The sequence below is a fragment of the Dyadobacter frigoris genome, from assembly GCF_005280585.1.
In the GTDB taxonomy this organism is placed as follows: Bacteria; Bacteroidota; Bacteroidia; order Cytophagales; family Spirosomataceae; genus Dyadobacter; species Dyadobacter frigoris.
Genome location: NZ_SZVO01000015.1, coordinates 1 through 15,917 on the forward strand (window position 1 = coordinate 1; position 15,917 = coordinate 15,917).

The following is a 15,917-nucleotide window of genomic DNA, read 5'->3' on the forward strand; positions in this document are numbered from 1 at the left end:
GCCTGATTTACAAAAAATTACTGCCGACAACGGTTATAAAATAACATTCATAGATTATGTAATCAAAGAGTATAAATGGGAGGTGGAAATTGCACAAAAACCAGAATCAGCACAAGGATTTATCCCTCAGAAAAATCGCTGGCAAGTAGAAAGATCGTTTGGATGGCTAAATTTTAAACGTCGACTATTTAGAGATGTTGAGAAAACCGTAGAATCTGCTGAGGCAATGCTTGAAATTGCCTACTTATCCATTTTTTTGAATAGAATAACAAAATAAGATCCCAAAACATACTCTAAGAATTTAGACAAATTACAAAATCTCTTTAATACAAAAATTTAATGCTTTTTTAACAAAAAAATAAAGCCATACGAAAGTTCCGCATGGCTTTGTGCATTACATATATATTCCTTTTATCAATCTTACTTTTTGTGCGCGAACATCTTTTCGTCTATTTCAATACCCAATCCTTGTGCAATACGAGCGCCCAATTCCGGATCAGCACGAAAGAAATGACAAAGCTGGCGGTTTAAAATCAGCTCACGCTTTGGTCCGTTTACATTTTTCAATGAGCCCAGAAAATTGTTAACCTGAGTAGTTCTTTCTTCTTCAGTAAACACTTTACGGAACAAATCGCCCGCTTGTGTATAATGATCGTTTTCTCCTTCACCATTACGATCATACCAATCTGCCACCAGAGAATTCATATTTTCGGCGGGTTCCTTGTAGCTATAATCGATTTCAACTTTATCAAAACTGTTTGGAAAATAATTGGGCGCTCCTCCGCCGTTTCCATCCAGACGCATCGCACCATCCCGCTGATAGTTGTTTGTCGCATATGGACAACGGTTTACAGGCAGTTGCTCATAATTTGCACCCAATCTGTAACGCTGCGCATCCGGGTAAGAAAGCAAGCGTCCCTGCAACATTTTATCAGGAGAATAGCCGATTCCATCCACAACGTGTGCTGGTGCAAAAGCTGCCTGCTCAACCTCCGCAAAGAAATTTGACGGAATTTGATTTAATTCCAACGTCCCAACATCAATTAGAGGGAATTCTCCCTGCGGCCAGATTTTTGTAACATCAAATGGATTCCAACGGAAAGTCTGCGTTTCTTCCTCCGTCATCACCTGGATTTTCACATCCCATTTTGGAAAGTCACTGTTATCAATCGCGTCAACAAGATCCCGTTGCGCCCAATCCGCGTCCATTCCTTTCATCCTTGCGGCTTCAGAATCTGTGAAGTTTTTAATTTTCTGCAGTGTTTTGAAATGGAATTTCACAAAAACACGTTCGTTATCCGCATTGATCATAGAGAATGTATGGCTTCCAAATCCATGCATGTGACGATAGCTGTACGGCGTGCCCCGATCACTGAAAAGTATCATAACCTGGTGCAGACTTTCCGGATTTAACGACCAGAAATCCCACATCATTGTGGCACTTTTACAGTTTGTACGTGGATCACGTTTCTGAGTATGGATAAAATCGCTGAATTTTTTTGGATCTTTGATAAAGAATACCGGTGTATTGTTACCAACAATATCCCAGTTTCCATCTTCCGTATAAAATTTTAAAGCAAAACCTCTTGGATCGCGTTCTGTATCCGCAGAACCTTTTTCACCTCCTACTGTCGAGAAACGCAGAAAAGTCTTAGTCTGCTTGCCAATTTCATTAAACAATTTGGCCTTAGTATATTTTGAAATATCATGTGTTACCGTAAATGTGCCATAGGCACCGGATCCTTTTGCATGTACCACGCGTTCCGGTATACGTTCGCGGTTAAAATGAGCCATTTTCTCATGCAGAACGAAATCCTGCAATAAAATCGGGCCTCTTGGCCCAACGGTCTGACTATTTTCGTGTTCCGTGTAAGGTTTACCGGAAGCAGTTGTTAATCTTTTCTTATCGTCTGCCATATTGATTCAGCTTAAAACTTTGGTTAGTAACCTCAGCGAAGAAGTATGTTACAAATTAAAGCCTTTCAAATACATAAATCAAACTGATAATTTCTATCTTTACATAGATATGATTTATATATCGTTTCATATGAGTATCCAACCGCCAGTTATCAAAAACTGATTGTTGAGGTTAATAATTAGACAAAACTTTTAATGAATATTCAACAACTCGAATATATTGTGGCCGTTGATAATCATCGTCATTTCGTTCAGGCTTCGGAACATTGTAACGTTACCCAGCCGACTTTATCGATGATGATCAGGAAACTTGAAGATGAATTAAGCGTAAAAATTTTCGATCGTACCAAACAGCCCATTGTCCCGACTGGTATTGGCAGACTTATTATTGATCAGGCAAAAACAATACTTTTTGAAGCCCGCCAAATGACTGAAATCGCTAAACATTTTAACGGCGATTTATCAGGAGAACTTCGGATCGGTATTATTCCTACGATTGCTCCGTATCTTCTACCCCATCTGGTACAGCCCTTTATTGAGAATTATCCAAGTATCCGGCTTCATGTTTCGGAGATGATCACAGAGCGGATTATTACGGAACTGAAACTGGGAAATCTTGACGTAGGCATCGTAGCATCACTTTCCGGAGACAGCGGGTTACAAGAAATCCCGTTATACAAGGAAATATTTTACGCTTATGTTTCTGAAAATACAGATTTGTACAGCAAAGAATATATTCTTCCCGGAGATATTGAACCGAATGAATTATGGCTTTTGGAAGAGGGGCATTGTTTCAGAACACAGATACAGCGCTTATGTGAATTAAGCCGCAGCAGCCAGTTTGGTAACAGCTTTCATTATCGTTCGGGAAGTATAGAAACCTTGATCCGTATGGTAGAAAAAAATGGAGGAATTACGATTCTTCCTGAGCTCGCCGTATTAGAATTATCAGAAGAAAGAAAAAAACATATCCGGCATTTTCAATGGCCCGAACCTGCCCGGGAAGTATGTCTGGTTGTGAATCGTGAACAGGTAAAAACACGTTTGATCGACGCGCTTAAAACCGGTATCATGGATTATGTACCAAAGGAAATTTATAACAAAAAAGTTGAAATGAGGGTTTTGTAATAATTACATTTCTTTAAACAATCCTGATTATGAAAGTCGCCTTTTTCAGTACCAAGTCATATGACAAAGAATATTTCAGCAGATTTAATTATGATAACTTTCATGAACTAACCTACTTTGAAGTTCCGCTAAATCATCAAACTGCAAGCTTAACAGTCGGCTTCGAGGCAGTTTGTGTATTTGTTAATGACATAATCGACGACAAAACAATTGAAATAATCAGTGCTAACGGAATAAAAGTAGTCGCACTGCGCTGTGCAGGTTTTAACAATGTGGATTTTAAAGCTGCGAAATCCACAAATCTTAAAGTAGTAAGAGTTCCAGCCTATTCACCGGAATCTGTCGCAGAACATGCAACGGCTTTAATTCTTACTTTAAACAGAAAAACACACAAGGCCTATAACCGTGTCAGGGAAGGGAATTTTTCTATTGAAAATCTGACTGGCTTTAATTTATCCGGAAAAACGGTCGGTGTTATCGGGACAGGTTTGATTGGTGCGTCTTTTTGTAAAATAATGTTGGGCTTTGGCTGTAAAGTTTTGGCTTACGATATTCAGAAATCAGCAGATTTAATAACAAAAGGTGTTCAATATAAAAATCTGGATGACGTGTTGATTGAGAGTGACGTCATTTCCCTGCATTGCCCGCTTAATCCTGAAACTGCACATATTGTCAATGCCGGTTCTATTTCAAAAATGAAAAATGGTGTCATGCTGATCAATACCAGTCGCGGTGCTTTAATCAATGCACAAGATGCCATTGAGGGTTTGAAAACAGGAAAAATCGGTTATCTCGGTATTGACGTTTATGAACAGGAAGCCGATCTTTTTTTCCAGGATCTTTCAGAAAGTGTTATTCAGGATGATGTTATAGCAAGGCTGATTTCTTTTCCAAATGTATTAATCACCGGTCATCTGGGATTTTTCACAAAAGAAGCATTGGAAGAAATTGCGACGATTACGCTTAATAATTTATCGGGTTTTGAAAGTGGACGAGAATTAGTAAATGAAATAAAAAGCTAACGGCCATTTAAGAAAATATCACGAAAACGTTTATCCAAATTTAATTATGCTGAGCTAAAAAACTAACTCAGCCATTATTTCACAAATCCGCAATATAATTCTGCCCGCCCAAATATTTCATTTGCCTCACAATCTGATTTGTCCTTTTATTAACATATGCCGAAGGATTTTTGATGGAAAACCGAACCGGATTTGGCAATACTGCCGCAATTCTTGCGGCTTCGTAACGCGATAAATTCTTTGCTGATTTTTTGTAGAACCGTTGAGAAGCGGCTTCAACGCCAAATGTCATTTTTCCCATTTCAGCAACATTGAGATATACCTCCAGAATCCGCTGTTTATCCCATATCAATTCAATTAAAACGGTAAAGTAAACTTCTAATCCTTTCCTGATATAACTTCTGCCATGCCATAAAAAAACATTTTTGGCCACTTGTTGAGAAATTGTACTTGCTCCACGGGCACGTTTGCGTTTTTCAGTCATGGCGTCATAAATTTCATCAAAGTCAAATCCCCAGTGATTTGGGAAATTCTGGTCTTCGGATGCAACTACGGCTAGCGCTACCTCTTTTGAAATATTGTCATAAGATTCCCAGTCCTTGTAAATCTCCGTGTTTTCATCAGCACGGAACGCGTCGATCTTCCGGGATATCATAAAAGGTGTTATCCAAACAGGAACAAATTTTAAAACCACAACCCAAATGATGGAAATAGCAAAGAAGTAAATAAGAAATTTAAACGCATATAACAGAAAACGGCGGAGCATACAATAATTATTTCCTCAGGATAAGAAACCAAACCAATAAAAACACGTACAAAGAACAGAACTATTCAGGTTTGGACAAAGAATATTGATCCTGAAACAGGATATTTTTTCAACACACGCTATCAGTTAAGACTATGAATGAAGATCTGCTGGGTTTTATATGGCAATTTCAATATTTTGATGCCGTAAACCTGAAAACCGAAGAAGGCGAAACGATTCAGATAATTCGTACAGGCCATAAAAACACAAATGCCGGTCCGGATTTTTCTAATAGCAGAATCCGGATTGATGGGGTTGAATGGATAGGTTCCGTTGAAATTCATACCAAATCGTCAGACTGGCTTCTGCATCAGCACAGTGGAGATGGTGCCTATGAAAGTGTGATCATGCATGTTGTCTGGGAAAATGATATTCCTATTTTCAGGCCGGATAAAACTTTGCTTCCTGTCTTATCCCTCAAAGGTCTTGTGAGGCTTTCCATTCTTGAGAGATATGCATCGCTAATGAACGTTCAGGAATTCTATGCGAGTCCCGGAATTCCTTGTCAGGAACAATTTCCCATCATTAATGAATTACAGAAATTCTCCATGCTCGACAGGGTCTTACTGGAAAGACTGGATAAAAAGGCATCCAAAGTGCTGGAATTATATCATGCGAATCAACAGGATTGGGAAGAAACCACTTACCAATGGCTCGGACAACATTTTGGATTTAAACTGAATGATCCGGCATTTTTGCGCCTTACCCAAATCATTCCATTGAAAATATTACAAAAACACCGCAGCCAGTTTATACAGTTGGAAGCACTTCTTTTTGGAACTGCCGGATTAATTCCGAACAAAGCGGACGATGAAAACCCGGAAGACTTATACATTGAAACGCTTCGAAGAGAATACCAGTTTTTATCAAACAAGTATGGAACTTCGTATTTACAGATGAACACCCACGAATTCAAATTTTTACGTTTGCGGCCAGCTGGATTTCCTACGATCCGGATTTCCCAGTTTGCAGATCTGATCACCAAAAATGGCAATTTATTCTCATCGATTATCTCAGCCAAAAATGTACAATCACTCCATCGTTTGTTTAATTTAAAACAATCTGACTACTGGATGCACCATTTCCAATTTGGCAAGTTATCCAAATCACAAGTTCCAGTCATGGGAAAAGATGCTGTCAATCTTTTGATTATCAATGCAGTGGTTCCGCTTTTGGTAGCTTATTCGAAACAACGGCAGCAACCGGATTATTTGGATAAGGCGCTGAATTGGCTCTCCGAAATCCCGGCAGAAAATAACCGTATCACAAGAGAATGGGAAACACTAGGAATGAAAGTAAAAACGGCCGCCGATTCTCAGTCACTTATTGAATGGTACAATCATTATTGCACCAACAAAAAATGCCTGGAGTGCACCGTGGGCGCAGCTTTGGTTCGTTCAACCTAAACTCTGCTGATTAAATTTACTCCCGTAAGCAGAAAAACCGAACCAACTAAAAACGGAACAACAGATTCCCATTTGGAAACGGTAAGACCTAAAACCGGTTTTTCAGAAAGAAATGCGACACAGGCAAACAACAAAACAGCAATTCCCAATAAGGTCAGAAGTGCTCCGAAAAAACGTTTAAACTGCGTACTTTCCATTTTAATAGTTATGAAGGATTTTTGTTTGATTTATTTCAGGTATGCAAAAATAGAGAATACAACAATTTATTCAATGTGCCTCTGGAATATAAAAGTGGATTACTGCACTGTTAAACCCATTTTTTTACCTTCTTCCACCATAAAAGCATATGCCTGTTCATATTCGTTTGGAATAATGCCTTCCAGAATTGCTTCACGAATAATTTCTTTCATCACGCCAACTTCACGTGATGGTTTTAGTCCAAAAGTTTCAATGATTATTTCTCCGGTAATAACGGGCTGGAAACTTCTCAGTTTGTCGCGCTCTTCCAGGTCTTTCAGTTTTTGTTCAACAATATCAAAATTATGAAGAAACTTTTTCACTTTATCCGGATTTTTGGAGGTTATATCCGCCCGGCACAATTTCATTAATGCTTCAATATCCTCTCCGGCTTCTACCAAAAGTCGCCTCATCGCTGAATCAGTAATCTCTTCCCGCGACAATACAATCGGACGCAAATGCAGTCTGACCAGTTTTTTGACAAAACGCATTTTTTCATTCTGCGGCAATTTCATCCGGCGAAAAATCACCGGAACCATTCTTGCTCCGATTTCTTCATGGTTATGAAACGACCAGCCTATTCTTTTATCGAAACGCTTGGTTGCAGGTTTCGCGATATCATGTAAAATTGCCGCCCAGCGCAACCAGAGATCATCCGTATTTTCTGAAACATTGTCCAGAACCTGTAATGTGTGATAGAAATTATCTTTATGCCCTTTTCCGTCAATCGTTTCAACACCAAGCAATTCTATCATTTCCGGAAAAATAATTGCTAAAAGTCCGGCATGATATAGCAATTTAAAACCATAGGAAGGAACCGGCGACAGAATAATTTTATTAAGTTCATCCGAAACGCGCTCCATGGACACAATACTGATGCGGTCTTTCATGCTGATAATCGCATCAAAAGTATCCGGCTCAATATCAAAATTCAGTTGTGAGGCAAAACGAATGGCGCGCATCATCCGCAGCGGATCATCGGAAAACGTAATTCCTGGCTCCAAAGGTGTACGAATTATTTTTTTACGAAGGTCCCGCATACCTTCAAATGGATCGACAAGTTCGCCAAAATTGCTTCGGCTCAAACTTATTCCCATCGCATTGATTGTAAAATCCCGACGGTTCTGATCGTCTTTTAATGTGCCATCCTCTACCGCAGGTTTACGGGAATCGGGGCTGTATGACTCTTTTCTGGCACCCACAAATTCTACTTCCAGATCGCCCTGCCGGATTTGTGCCGTTCCAAATGTTTTGAAAATGCTTACGTGTACATCCGGCCCAAGTTGCTGTGCAACAAGCTCTGCCAGCTCTATTCCGCTTCCGATGGAAACGATATCAATATCTTTACTTGGTCTTTTCAGTATCAGGTCGCGTACGAAACCGCCAATTATATATGCTTCAACACCCAGCTCTGACGAAGCCTGGGCTACAATTTCCAGTATCGGGTAATTTATTAACTGCTCTTTAAAATTCATGCCGCAAAGGTAAGGAATTCTTGTTCTTTACATTTACGACGAATTTAACGTCTTCTTAAAATTAATACCAATATAAATTTCTATTCTTCGTTACTGAACATTCAGGTTGGTACAAAAAGCTTTAAATCTTTACATTTACTTTACATAAAAATCGCAAGGAAATCAGAATTTTAGCTGATTTTTGGTCCAAAACATATCCTGATCCTGATCCTGAACTGTTAATAATACTTTTCAAAATGAAATTTTCTCTTTCCTGCTTTTCCCGATCCATACCTGCACTTTTATTCTTTATCAATTTGACGGTAAATGCTCAAAATAATACGATCCATCTCATTGCACACAGAGGAGGCGTTGTTGACAGCACATTTACAGAAAATGGGTTACCGGCTTTGGAAAAGGCGATGGAAAATAAATACGCCATGATTGAAACTGATATGCGTGTCACGAAAGATGGCGTACTGATCGCAAACCATGACGCGGATTTTGAAAGATATTATGGCATAAAAGAAAAAGTTACCGATATGAACTGGGCGGATATTCAAAAGCTATCCAGCAAACCAGACGGAAATACTCCATTAAAACTGGAAACAGTTTTTCAATTTTGCAGCAAAAATCACATGAATGTAATGCTGGATAATAAAATTGAAGGCCTGGATACCGCGTTATTTAACCAATTACTGGTATTACTCGATAAATATAATTTACGGGAAAAAGCCCTGATGATTGGTACAGATGCTTCTACTGAATTTTTCACTGGCAAAATAAAACTTAGCTGTACAAGAAAACAGCTTGAAGAGAACAAAGCCAGACAAGATTACAAACCCAATCATTATTTCTTATTTGAACGTCCCTCAAAGATGACGCAAAACGATGTTAACTGGACGAAGAATAATGGAATACTAACTGTTGCGGCTATTAATAAATACCACTACAAAAATTCGGCGAATATGTACCAGCAAGCGAAAGACGATTGCAGCCAAATGATGTCTTTTGGAGTAAAATATTTTCAGATTGATTCTGAATTTTCAGCCTTTCTTAAATGAACAGAGAAAATGGACATCACCAAACCCACTGAGATTTCATATTTGCCTTTTGAAAAAGCGACCCGGACAATAACATAATAGCCAAATGAACAGGCCCCAAAAGAACTGTGGTAATGATCAATGCGGCCAACAAGACTATTCCGATAAGTGTACGTATTAAAAACTCAGTAAAGATGATCATGCTAATAGAAAGGATTTACCGTGAAAATTTGGCAATTGTGACATAATAAGCCACATATGTACATATACGATTATTTTATAGGATTAGATCGAGGAGGAGTTAGCGTAAATCAAAATTAGTCTAAAAATTATTGAAATAGTAACTTTAAGAATATATAATAACGAAGAGTAAAACAAAGATATTAACAACTATTTGAATATCAAATAGTTGTTAATAAATAGATTAAAGAAATTATTTTTTGTAAAAAAGTAAGATTTATAAAATAGCCTGAAAACTAGCTATTTACCATAAAAAGAGCCGATTGTGGAAACCTGCCAAAAAGTTCTTTTTTTAATTCATCACTAATTGTCAATGCTGAAATCGCTCTGTCCATGCATGTTAGCCAGGCAATTGCATCCTCTTCTGTAATCGTATGTGGAATGTGACGGGCTCTTAATCTGGGGTGGCCGAAAACTTCTGAATATAATGCAGGGCCGCCTAAAAACTGGGTAAGGAAAAGGCGCTGCTTTTCTTTGATTTCATCTTTGTTACTTTTGAAAAGACGTGAAATCAGTTCATGAGCAAATACGTGATCATAAAATCGATCCGTTAACAATCTCAGTGTTTCTTCCCCGCCGATGCGGTCATATAATGATAAACCTTCCATGAATCAAAATTGGTATTAATATTGCAGATCACAAGTGAAAAACACCGGATATTTAAGTCCCGCCACTTATTCATCTGTGTCAGAAGAAGTCATAATTATCGTCTTTCGGTATCTGATAAATTTTCAGTAATTCTTTTGCTTCCAAAGGGTTATTCCAAAGTACCGCTTCATTTTTCAGTTTTTTAAAATCGCTTTTCAACTTTCTCACTTCCTTGTTAAATTTCAGCATTACAGTTTCGATTGTTGTAATTTCAAAAGGATACATATCGCACCAGGAAGCAAGATCCTCAACAATATAAAACTTCTCATATTCCAATTCATCAGCCTGCTGTTTTAATATTTTATTGTAATAAATCAGTTGCTCATCCGCCAGTTTTTCCAAATGCTCCTGATCAATTCTGTCCAGTTCCATTTGTAATTTCAGCAATGCCATCAGATTATTATCATTGTATGCCTGCGTAACGCGCTGCATTACCTCTGTTTTCCGTAGTTTTTCCGACTCGTCCTGTTCACGGTCGGGATGAAATGCTTTAACCAGATCCATGTAAATCGCCCTCACCGATTTGGTAAGTCGCTGCTCTTCATGTTTCTGTTTTTCTTCTTTTTCGAGCTGTTTTTTGGTTTTCGGTTTTTGAGCTTTATGTTCTTCTTTTATTCTTTCCTGTTCCTCAAGCTGCTCATCCATTTCAAGCAGTTTTTCAAACATCTTTTCCTGAAATTTTTCTTTTGTCGAAACATCTTCATCATCAAAATGCATTCCGAATTGTGACGCCATACCCTTGGCCATTTGGGCAGCTTCCTTTTCTATTTCAGCATTAACGGTATCAAAATCAATATCGTTATGTCTGTTGAATATTGGCTTAAGGTCTTCAAAGCCATCTTCATCTATCAGCTTGAAACTTACGTCAGTAATCAGATAAGAAAGTTTTTTCTTGTCGTTTTTTTTGAAAATCTTATCAGAAAAAATACGATCCATACTACGGATTATTTCCGCCTTCAAAGAATTTATCTGCCCGTGTATGGGGTTCATTTCCTTATTAATACGATTGAAAAGTTCATCTTTCCCCCCACGAAATTCTAACAGCGTTTTTTCCAGCTGCTCAATTTTTTTAGTAAGTCTGTTAAATTCTTTCTGACGTTTTGACAAAATTTCCTTTTGCGCGCCAATATGAAGAATCGTTGATTTTGCCATTTTTTTACTGTTAAACGAAAAGCTGATCGTTGATTTAAATAAGACACTTAAAATTACTTTTAAACTATCGCTTAAACAATTTACTTTTCTCAATAAGTAACCTGCTCCATTTAACCTCTTTATAATTTAATAAGCTAATAATCTGATTTGCAGTACAAAGCTTTGCTTCTCGTTTAAATTACTAAAATGTATAAAAGATTTATTCTTCTGTTTCTTTCTGTAATTATCTGGCATCACGATTTTGCCCAGAAAAAACATTTACTGAATCCTGTCAAATTGCAGAAACTATCTGTACCAAAAGACAGCCGCTACATTATGCAGGAGGACGGGAAACCATTTTTCTGGCTGGGCGATACCGCCTGGGAATTATTTCACAGATTAACCCTGGAAGAAGCAGAATTATATCTCAAAAACAGAGCTTCAAAAGGATTTAATGTGATTCAAAGTGTGGCACTGGCAGAGTTTGACGGACTCACACAACCTGGCCAGCAGGGACAGTTGCCCTTAATCAATAACGATCCGACGAAACCCAATGAATTGTATTTTCAACATATTGAAAAAGTTATCGATAAGGCAAATCAACTGGGATTATACATTGGGCTTTTGCCAACCTGGGGTGATAAATTCAATAAAAAATGGGGCATTGGACCTGAGATTTTTACAGCTGAAAATGCCAGAATTTATGGAGAATATTTGGGAAATAAATTTAAAAACAAAAAGATTATCTGGATTCTGGGAGGCGACAGAAGTCCTGAAAATGAAACACATATAAAGATTATCGAAGCCATGGCAGCTGGAATAAAAGCTGTTGCCGGAAATGACCAGATCATCACTTACCATCCCATGGGCGCCAGTTATTCTTCAAAATATTTTCATAAAGAAAACTGGTTGGATGTCAACATGTTCCAATCCGGACACGGAGAGAAAAACAGTAAAAATTATCTCATGATCCGTAATGATTATAATCTTTCGCCTCCAAAACCTACACTGGATGGCGAACCACGTTACGAAGATCACCCTATTAACTGGAAACCGGAATTAGGCTATTTTAATGATTTTGATACCAGACAAGCCGCTTATTGGGCCGTACTTTCAGGCGCCTGCGGACATACTTACGGTTGTCATGATATCTGGCAATTTTTCAACTACGACCGAAATCCACCAGTTTCCGTTGCGAAAACAAACTGGAAAATAGCTGTTGATTTGCCCGGTGCTTATCAAATGGGTTATATGAAAACATTTCTTGAATCATATCCCTGGACCACACTTATTCCGGATCAGTCTGTTATCAAAAATGAAAATCCGGAAGACGCCTCCTACCAGATTTCAGCCTTTTCTAAAAATAAAGATTTGTTGATTGCTTACACGCCTTATGGCCGAAGTTTTAAAATCGACCTTGCGCAATTTACTTCCAAATCTCTGACTGCTTATTGGTTTAACCCAAGAGATGCCACAAAAATTAAAATCGGCAATATTAAAAATGATGCAGTAACAGCATTTAAACCCTACGCAGCCGGCCCGGAATCAGACTGGATTCTGGTCATTGCTGACGCAACAAAATCATGGGGAAAGTAAAACATTATCGCTTATTCAAACCGCAAATGCTTTACAGATTCACCCGACCTTGCCAGTTCAGTTAAGGATTCTATACCGATTTCCAAATGCGTCGTGACATAATTTGTCGTTACCTTTTTATCACTTTCCTCCGTTTTGACTCCTTCCGGAACCATGGGATTGTCGGATACCAAAAGTAAAGCACCGTGTGGAATTGAATTGGCGAAACCCACAATAAATATTGTAGCTGTTTCCATGTCAATCGCCATAGCGCGGATATCACGCAGATATTCCTTGAAACTATCATCATGCTCCCAAATCCTGCGGTTGGTTGTGTAAACGGTGCCCGTCCAGTAATCAAGATTGTGTTTGGCAATACTTGCAGAAACCGTGCTTTGTAAACGGAATGAAGGAAGTGCCGGAATTTCGCTTGGCATGTAATCATCACTCGTACCTTCGCCCCTGATGGCTGCGATAGGAAGAATAAGATCGCCAACCTGTGTTTTCTTCAAACCGCCGCATTTCCCAAGAAAAAGTACCGCTTTGGGATTTATAGCAGAGAGCAAATCCATAACGGTTGCCGCCATCGGACTTCCCATACCAAAATTGATAATGGTAATATCGTTGGCCGTTGCTGTCTGCATCGCTCGACCGTTGCCTTTTACTTCCACATCAAATTTTTCGGCAAACATGGTCACATAATTGCCAAAATTGGTAAGCAGAATATAATTGCCAAAATCTTCTACCGCAGTTCCGGTATAACGCGGAAGCCAGTTCTCTACAATTTGTTCTTTCGTTGTCATGATTTTTCCGGGTTTATTGGCATCGGTAATTGTGATGATTATCTTCGCCTATGGAATCATTAAATTTGCCTGCTTTCGAATATAAAGTTAAAGACGTAAGCGGGAAACCTTATATTTTTGACATTATACGAAGAAAATTTGTCTCTCTAACGCCGGAAGAATGGGTTCGGCAACATTTTATTCATTTGTTAATAAACCATTACGGATATCCCAAGTCGCTTTTTGCCATAGAAACCGGTATGAAGTATCATACTTTGGCTAAAAGAACAGACATTATGATACTCTCAAAAGATAGTTTGCCTTTTCTTCTTGTTGAATGTAAAGCGCCATTTATACCTGTAAACGACATTACTTTTGCCCAAATAAGCCGGTATAATTTCACTTTGAAACCCGCTTATTTAGCAGTTACAAATGGCATGAGCCATTATTGTTTCAAGGTTGAAAACGGCCGGGTAAAATTTCTGGATGATTTTCCATTTTACCGGGAATGGAATAAGGAAGAAAACTAAAATAAGAAAAGCCTGCCGACAAGATTGTCAGCAGGCTTTTTCAAAGAGGGTTACTCAAATATTCCGATAGCAATTATTTAACTGCAACCAATTTAATATCTAATGTGAAATCGTCATTAACCAATTTGTCACCAAGTGCAGCAGCGTCAAAGAACGATTTTGAGTTGTATTTAATATCGAATTTAGAACGGTCAATTACCAATTTACCAGTGATATCAGCACCCGTTGCACTTGCTTTAACAGTTACAGGGAAAGTTACAGGTTTTGTAATTCCTTTAATAGTAAGGTTACCCGTTACGTCATAAACACCAGCACCTTTTGAAACGGCTTTTGTACTTACGAAAGTAGCTGTCGGGTGTTTTTCAACGCCAAAGAAATCATCAGATTTCAAGTGACCGATCAATTTTCCGTTGTATTCTTTATCAGTAAGGTCAGTATTTGTGATCGAAGTAAGATCAGCAGTAAATTTACCTCCAGCCAATTTTGCGCCGTCCATTATCACAGTACCTTCTTTCAAAGAAATTTTACCTGTGTGCTCGCCAGTTACTTTTTTACCAGTCCAGATTACTTCGCTTTTGGAAACGTCAACTTTAAGATTTGTAGCTTTTGTTTTGTTTCCGTCAGCTGCAGAAACAGCTGTCAATGCGAACAAAGAAACTGCAACAGAAGCTGCAAACGATTTTAGAGAATTCATTGTAGTCATGATTTAATTTAAATTGAATTGTTTGTTATTTGTATTAGTTGTTATTTTTTGAATTACGTAATTTGTCAAGCAAAGAACTGATCAGATCGGCTTCTTCGGGCGTGATTCCCACCATATTATCTTCCCATTTTTCAACTTCAGGATCCAGATCTTTTAACAATGCCAGACCTTCTTCGGTAATAATCACATCCACCGCGCGTCGGTCATTCGGGCAGGATTTTCTATCAACCAGCTTTTTAAGGAGTAACTTATCGATAAGCCGCGAAGTGTTGGAATTTTTGTCCAGCATTCTGTCAGCAATATCACTTACTTTAATTGGATTTGGATGTTGTCCCCGTAAAATCCTCAAAACATTATATTGCTGTGACGTAATATCAAATTCCCGAAAAATCTCCATCTGCTGATATTGGATCCAGTTACTGGTGTAAACCAGATTAAGTCCCATTCGCTGATAAGGGCTTCGAAATTTTTTTTGTTTTATATCGGTTTCAATAGACATAGCTTAAATTGTTGAAATGCAATACTGTGTATATACATATAATGTTGAAACATGTATTTGTTCAATTTAAGTTCCGGTTTGTAAAAAGTATTTCCGGATATTTGTAGCATTCTTAAAATTAACAATACAAATATCTCATTACCAAATATTTAAAAAGTAAAAGTTATTTTCAATATTTATGTTTCAATTAACTAGGCCTCTGATTCTGGCTTCCAATTCCCCTCGCAGAAAACAATTATTACAGGAAACAGGTTTTGAATTTGAAGTAAAAGTGCTTCCAACGGACGAATCTTTTCCTGATAACATTCCAACACATGAAGTTGCCGGATATATTTCCTCGCAAAAAGCAGAAGTTTTCAGAAATCTGCATCCTGAAAAAATTATATTGACAGCCGACACGGTTGTTATTATTGGAGAAACCATTTTAAACAAACCAAAAGATATTCCGGACGCGGTAAGGATGCTAAAAATGCTATCCGGGAATACGCATGAAGTTACAACAGCCGTTAGTTTATTAGCCGACGATCATGTTTATACCATTTCAGATACTGCGCTTGTCAGTTTCCGGACATTAGAGGAAACCGAAATAAACTATTATATTGAACATTATAAACCGTTTGATAAAGCGGGCGCCTATGGTGTTCAGGAATGGATCGGCATGGTGGGTATAAACCGGATTGAAGGATCATTTTATACCATCATGGGACTTCCGGTTCATGTTGTTTACCAATTATTAAAACCGTTTTTGAAAACACAAAGCTAAAAACCGGCTTCCTGATCTTTCACGTTTCCTGAAT

At 38.1% G+C, this 15,917-nt stretch carries 17 protein-coding genes; 8 read left to right on the plus strand and 9 right to left on the minus strand.

The features are described from left to right. Nucleotides 1-277: transposase (locus tag FDK13_RS26255; protein WP_170982892.1), on the plus strand; the 277-nt coding region annotated here is incomplete at its 5' end. Between the two features lie 143 nt (nt 278-420). Here the strand turns inward: FDK13_RS26255 and FDK13_RS26260 are convergent. Further along, entirely contained in the window at nt 421-1,917 is a 1,497-nt protein-coding gene (locus FDK13_RS26260; protein WP_137342998.1) for a catalase, read from the minus strand. A 195-nt stretch (nt 1,918-2,112) separates the two neighbouring features. On the opposite strand from FDK13_RS26260, the gene FDK13_RS26265 reads away from it, so the two are divergent. Together FDK13_RS26265 and FDK13_RS26270 are read left to right on the plus strand one after the other, a co-directional pair. Next, nucleotides 2,113-3,045 carry a hydrogen peroxide-inducible genes activator gene (locus FDK13_RS26265; RefSeq protein WP_137342999.1) on the plus strand — a complete coding sequence of 311 codons (933 nt, stop codon included), beginning with the start codon at nt 2,113-2,115 and terminating at the stop codon, nt 3,043-3,045. Nucleotides 3,046-3,074: 29 nt separating this feature from the next. Further along, on the plus strand, nt 3,075-4,067 hold the full coding sequence (locus tag FDK13_RS26270; RefSeq protein WP_137343000.1) for a 2-hydroxyacid dehydrogenase: 993 nt from the start codon (nt 3,075-3,077) through the stop codon (nt 4,065-4,067). A gap of 79 nt (nt 4,068-4,146) precedes the next feature. Here FDK13_RS26270 and mtgA read toward each other — a convergent pair whose 3' ends face one another. Then, nucleotides 4,147-4,833 carry a monofunctional biosynthetic peptidoglycan transglycosylase gene (gene mtgA, locus FDK13_RS26275; protein ID WP_137343001.1) on the minus strand — a complete coding sequence of 229 codons (687 nt, stop codon included), beginning with the start codon at nt 4,831-4,833 and terminating at the stop codon, nt 4,147-4,149. A 134-nt stretch (nt 4,834-4,967) separates the two neighbouring features. Between mtgA and FDK13_RS26280 the strand changes: the two genes are divergently transcribed. After that, nucleotides 4,968-6,278, plus strand: coding sequence for a DUF2851 family protein (locus FDK13_RS26280; RefSeq protein ID WP_137343002.1), 1,311 nt, complete (start codon nt 4,968-4,970; stop codon nt 6,276-6,278). Here the strand turns inward: FDK13_RS26280 and FDK13_RS26285 are convergent. After that, nucleotides 6,275-6,475: a hypothetical protein gene (locus tag FDK13_RS26285; RefSeq protein ID WP_137343003.1), complete on the minus strand. Its 201-nt coding sequence runs from the start codon at nt 6,473-6,475 to the stop codon at nt 6,275-6,277. The genes FDK13_RS26280 and FDK13_RS26285 overlap by 4 nt on opposite strands. A gap of 99 nt (nt 6,476-6,574) precedes the next feature. Then, nucleotides 6,575-7,990 carry a CCA tRNA nucleotidyltransferase gene (locus FDK13_RS26290; RefSeq protein ID WP_137343004.1) on the minus strand — a complete coding sequence of 472 codons (1,416 nt, stop codon included), beginning with the start codon at nt 7,988-7,990 and terminating at the stop codon, nt 6,575-6,577. A 236-nt stretch (nt 7,991-8,226) separates the two neighbouring features. Here FDK13_RS26290 and FDK13_RS26295 point away from each other — a divergent pair, with 236 nt between their 5' ends. Beyond that, nucleotides 8,227-9,033, plus strand: a complete 807-nt coding sequence (locus FDK13_RS26295; protein ID WP_137343005.1) for a glycerophosphodiester phosphodiesterase — start codon at nt 8,227-8,229, stop codon at nt 9,031-9,033. 455 nt (nt 9,034-9,488) lie between these two features. Here FDK13_RS26295 and FDK13_RS26300 read toward each other — a convergent pair whose 3' ends face one another. Both FDK13_RS26300 and FDK13_RS35575 read right to left on the minus strand, forming a co-directional pair. Beyond that, nucleotides 9,489-9,860, minus strand: coding sequence for a globin domain-containing protein (locus FDK13_RS26300; RefSeq protein ID WP_137343006.1), 372 nt, complete (start codon nt 9,858-9,860; stop codon nt 9,489-9,491). 79 nt (nt 9,861-9,939) lie between these two features. Continuing rightward, complete coding sequence (locus FDK13_RS35575; RefSeq protein WP_170982923.1) at nt 9,940-11,052, minus strand: hypothetical protein; 1,113 nt, start codon at nt 11,050-11,052, stop codon at nt 9,940-9,942. Between the two features lie 186 nt (nt 11,053-11,238). Here FDK13_RS35575 and FDK13_RS26315 point away from each other — a divergent pair, with 186 nt between their 5' ends. Then, entirely contained in the window at nt 11,239-12,627 is a 1,389-nt protein-coding gene (locus FDK13_RS26315; RefSeq protein WP_137343009.1) for a glycoside hydrolase family 140 protein, read from the plus strand. Between the two features lie 11 nt (nt 12,628-12,638). Here FDK13_RS26315 and FDK13_RS26320 read toward each other — a convergent pair whose 3' ends face one another. Next, nucleotides 12,639-13,409 (minus strand): AMP nucleosidase, encoded by a 771-nt coding sequence (locus FDK13_RS26320; RefSeq protein WP_137343010.1) that lies wholly within the window; start codon nt 13,407-13,409, stop codon nt 12,639-12,641. Between the two features lie 50 nt (nt 13,410-13,459). Between FDK13_RS26320 and FDK13_RS26325 the strand changes: the two genes are divergently transcribed. Next, on the plus strand, nt 13,460-13,918 hold the full coding sequence (locus FDK13_RS26325) for a type I restriction enzyme HsdR N-terminal domain-containing protein (protein ID WP_137343011.1): 459 nt from the start codon (nt 13,460-13,462) through the stop codon (nt 13,916-13,918). A 73-nt stretch (nt 13,919-13,991) separates the two neighbouring features. Here FDK13_RS26325 and FDK13_RS26330 read toward each other — a convergent pair whose 3' ends face one another. Both FDK13_RS26330 and FDK13_RS26335 read right to left on the minus strand, forming a co-directional pair. Further along, complete coding sequence (locus FDK13_RS26330; RefSeq protein ID WP_137343012.1) at nt 13,992-14,612, minus strand: YceI family protein; 621 nt, start codon at nt 14,610-14,612, stop codon at nt 13,992-13,994. A 43-nt stretch (nt 14,613-14,655) separates the two neighbouring features. Continuing rightward, on the minus strand, nt 14,656-15,120 hold the full coding sequence (locus FDK13_RS26335; RefSeq protein WP_137343013.1) for a MarR family winged helix-turn-helix transcriptional regulator: 465 nt from the start codon (nt 15,118-15,120) through the stop codon (nt 14,656-14,658). A 178-nt stretch (nt 15,121-15,298) separates the two neighbouring features. Between FDK13_RS26335 and FDK13_RS26340 the strand changes: the two genes are divergently transcribed. Beyond that, nucleotides 15,299-15,883: a Maf family nucleotide pyrophosphatase gene (locus tag FDK13_RS26340; RefSeq protein ID WP_137343014.1), complete on the plus strand. Its 585-nt coding sequence runs from the start codon at nt 15,299-15,301 to the stop codon at nt 15,881-15,883. Nucleotides 15,884-15,917: the final 34 nt, after the last annotated feature.

Coding starts and splice junctions, on each gene's coding strand:
- FDK13_RS26300 (WP_137343006.1), bottom strand. CDS start 9,860: ATGGAAGGTTTATCATTATATGACCGCATCGGCGGGGAAGAAACACTG.
- FDK13_RS26260 (WP_137342998.1), bottom strand. CDS start 1,917: ATGGCAGACGATAAGAAAAGATTAACAACTGCTTCCGGTAAACCTTAC.
- FDK13_RS26340 (WP_137343014.1), top strand. CDS start 15,299: ATGTTTCAATTAACTAGGCCTCTGATTCTGGCTTCCAATTCCCCTCGC.
- FDK13_RS26330 (WP_137343012.1), bottom strand. CDS start 14,612: ATGAATTCTCTAAAATCGTTTGCAGCTTCTGTTGCAGTTTCTTTGTTC.
- FDK13_RS26270 (WP_137343000.1), top strand. CDS start 3,075: ATGAAAGTCGCCTTTTTCAGTACCAAGTCATATGACAAAGAATATTTC.
- FDK13_RS26295 (WP_137343005.1), top strand. CDS start 8,227: ATGAAATTTTCTCTTTCCTGCTTTTCCCGATCCATACCTGCACTTTTA.
- FDK13_RS26265 (WP_137342999.1), top strand. CDS start 2,113: ATGAATATTCAACAACTCGAATATATTGTGGCCGTTGATAATCATCGT.
- FDK13_RS26335 (WP_137343013.1), bottom strand. CDS start 15,120: ATGTCTATTGAAACCGATATAAAACAAAAAAAATTTCGAAGCCCTTAT.
- FDK13_RS26290 (WP_137343004.1), bottom strand. CDS start 7,990: ATGAATTTTAAAGAGCAGTTAATAAATTACCCGATACTGGAAATTGTA.
- mtgA (WP_137343001.1), bottom strand. CDS start 4,833: ATGCTCCGCCGTTTTCTGTTATATGCGTTTAAATTTCTTATTTACTTC.
- FDK13_RS26320 (WP_137343010.1), bottom strand. CDS start 13,409: ATGACAACGAAAGAACAAATTGTAGAGAACTGGCTTCCGCGTTATACC.
- FDK13_RS26315 (WP_137343009.1), top strand. CDS start 11,239: ATGTATAAAAGATTTATTCTTCTGTTTCTTTCTGTAATTATCTGGCAT.
- FDK13_RS35575 (WP_170982923.1), bottom strand. CDS start 11,052: ATGGCAAAATCAACGATTCTTCATATTGGCGCGCAAAAGGAAATTTTG.
- FDK13_RS26280 (WP_137343002.1), top strand. CDS start 4,968: ATGAATGAAGATCTGCTGGGTTTTATATGGCAATTTCAATATTTTGAT.
- FDK13_RS26285 (WP_137343003.1), bottom strand. CDS start 6,475: ATGGAAAGTACGCAGTTTAAACGTTTTTTCGGAGCACTTCTGACCTTA.
- FDK13_RS26325 (WP_137343011.1), top strand. CDS start 13,460: ATGGAATCATTAAATTTGCCTGCTTTCGAATATAAAGTTAAAGACGTA.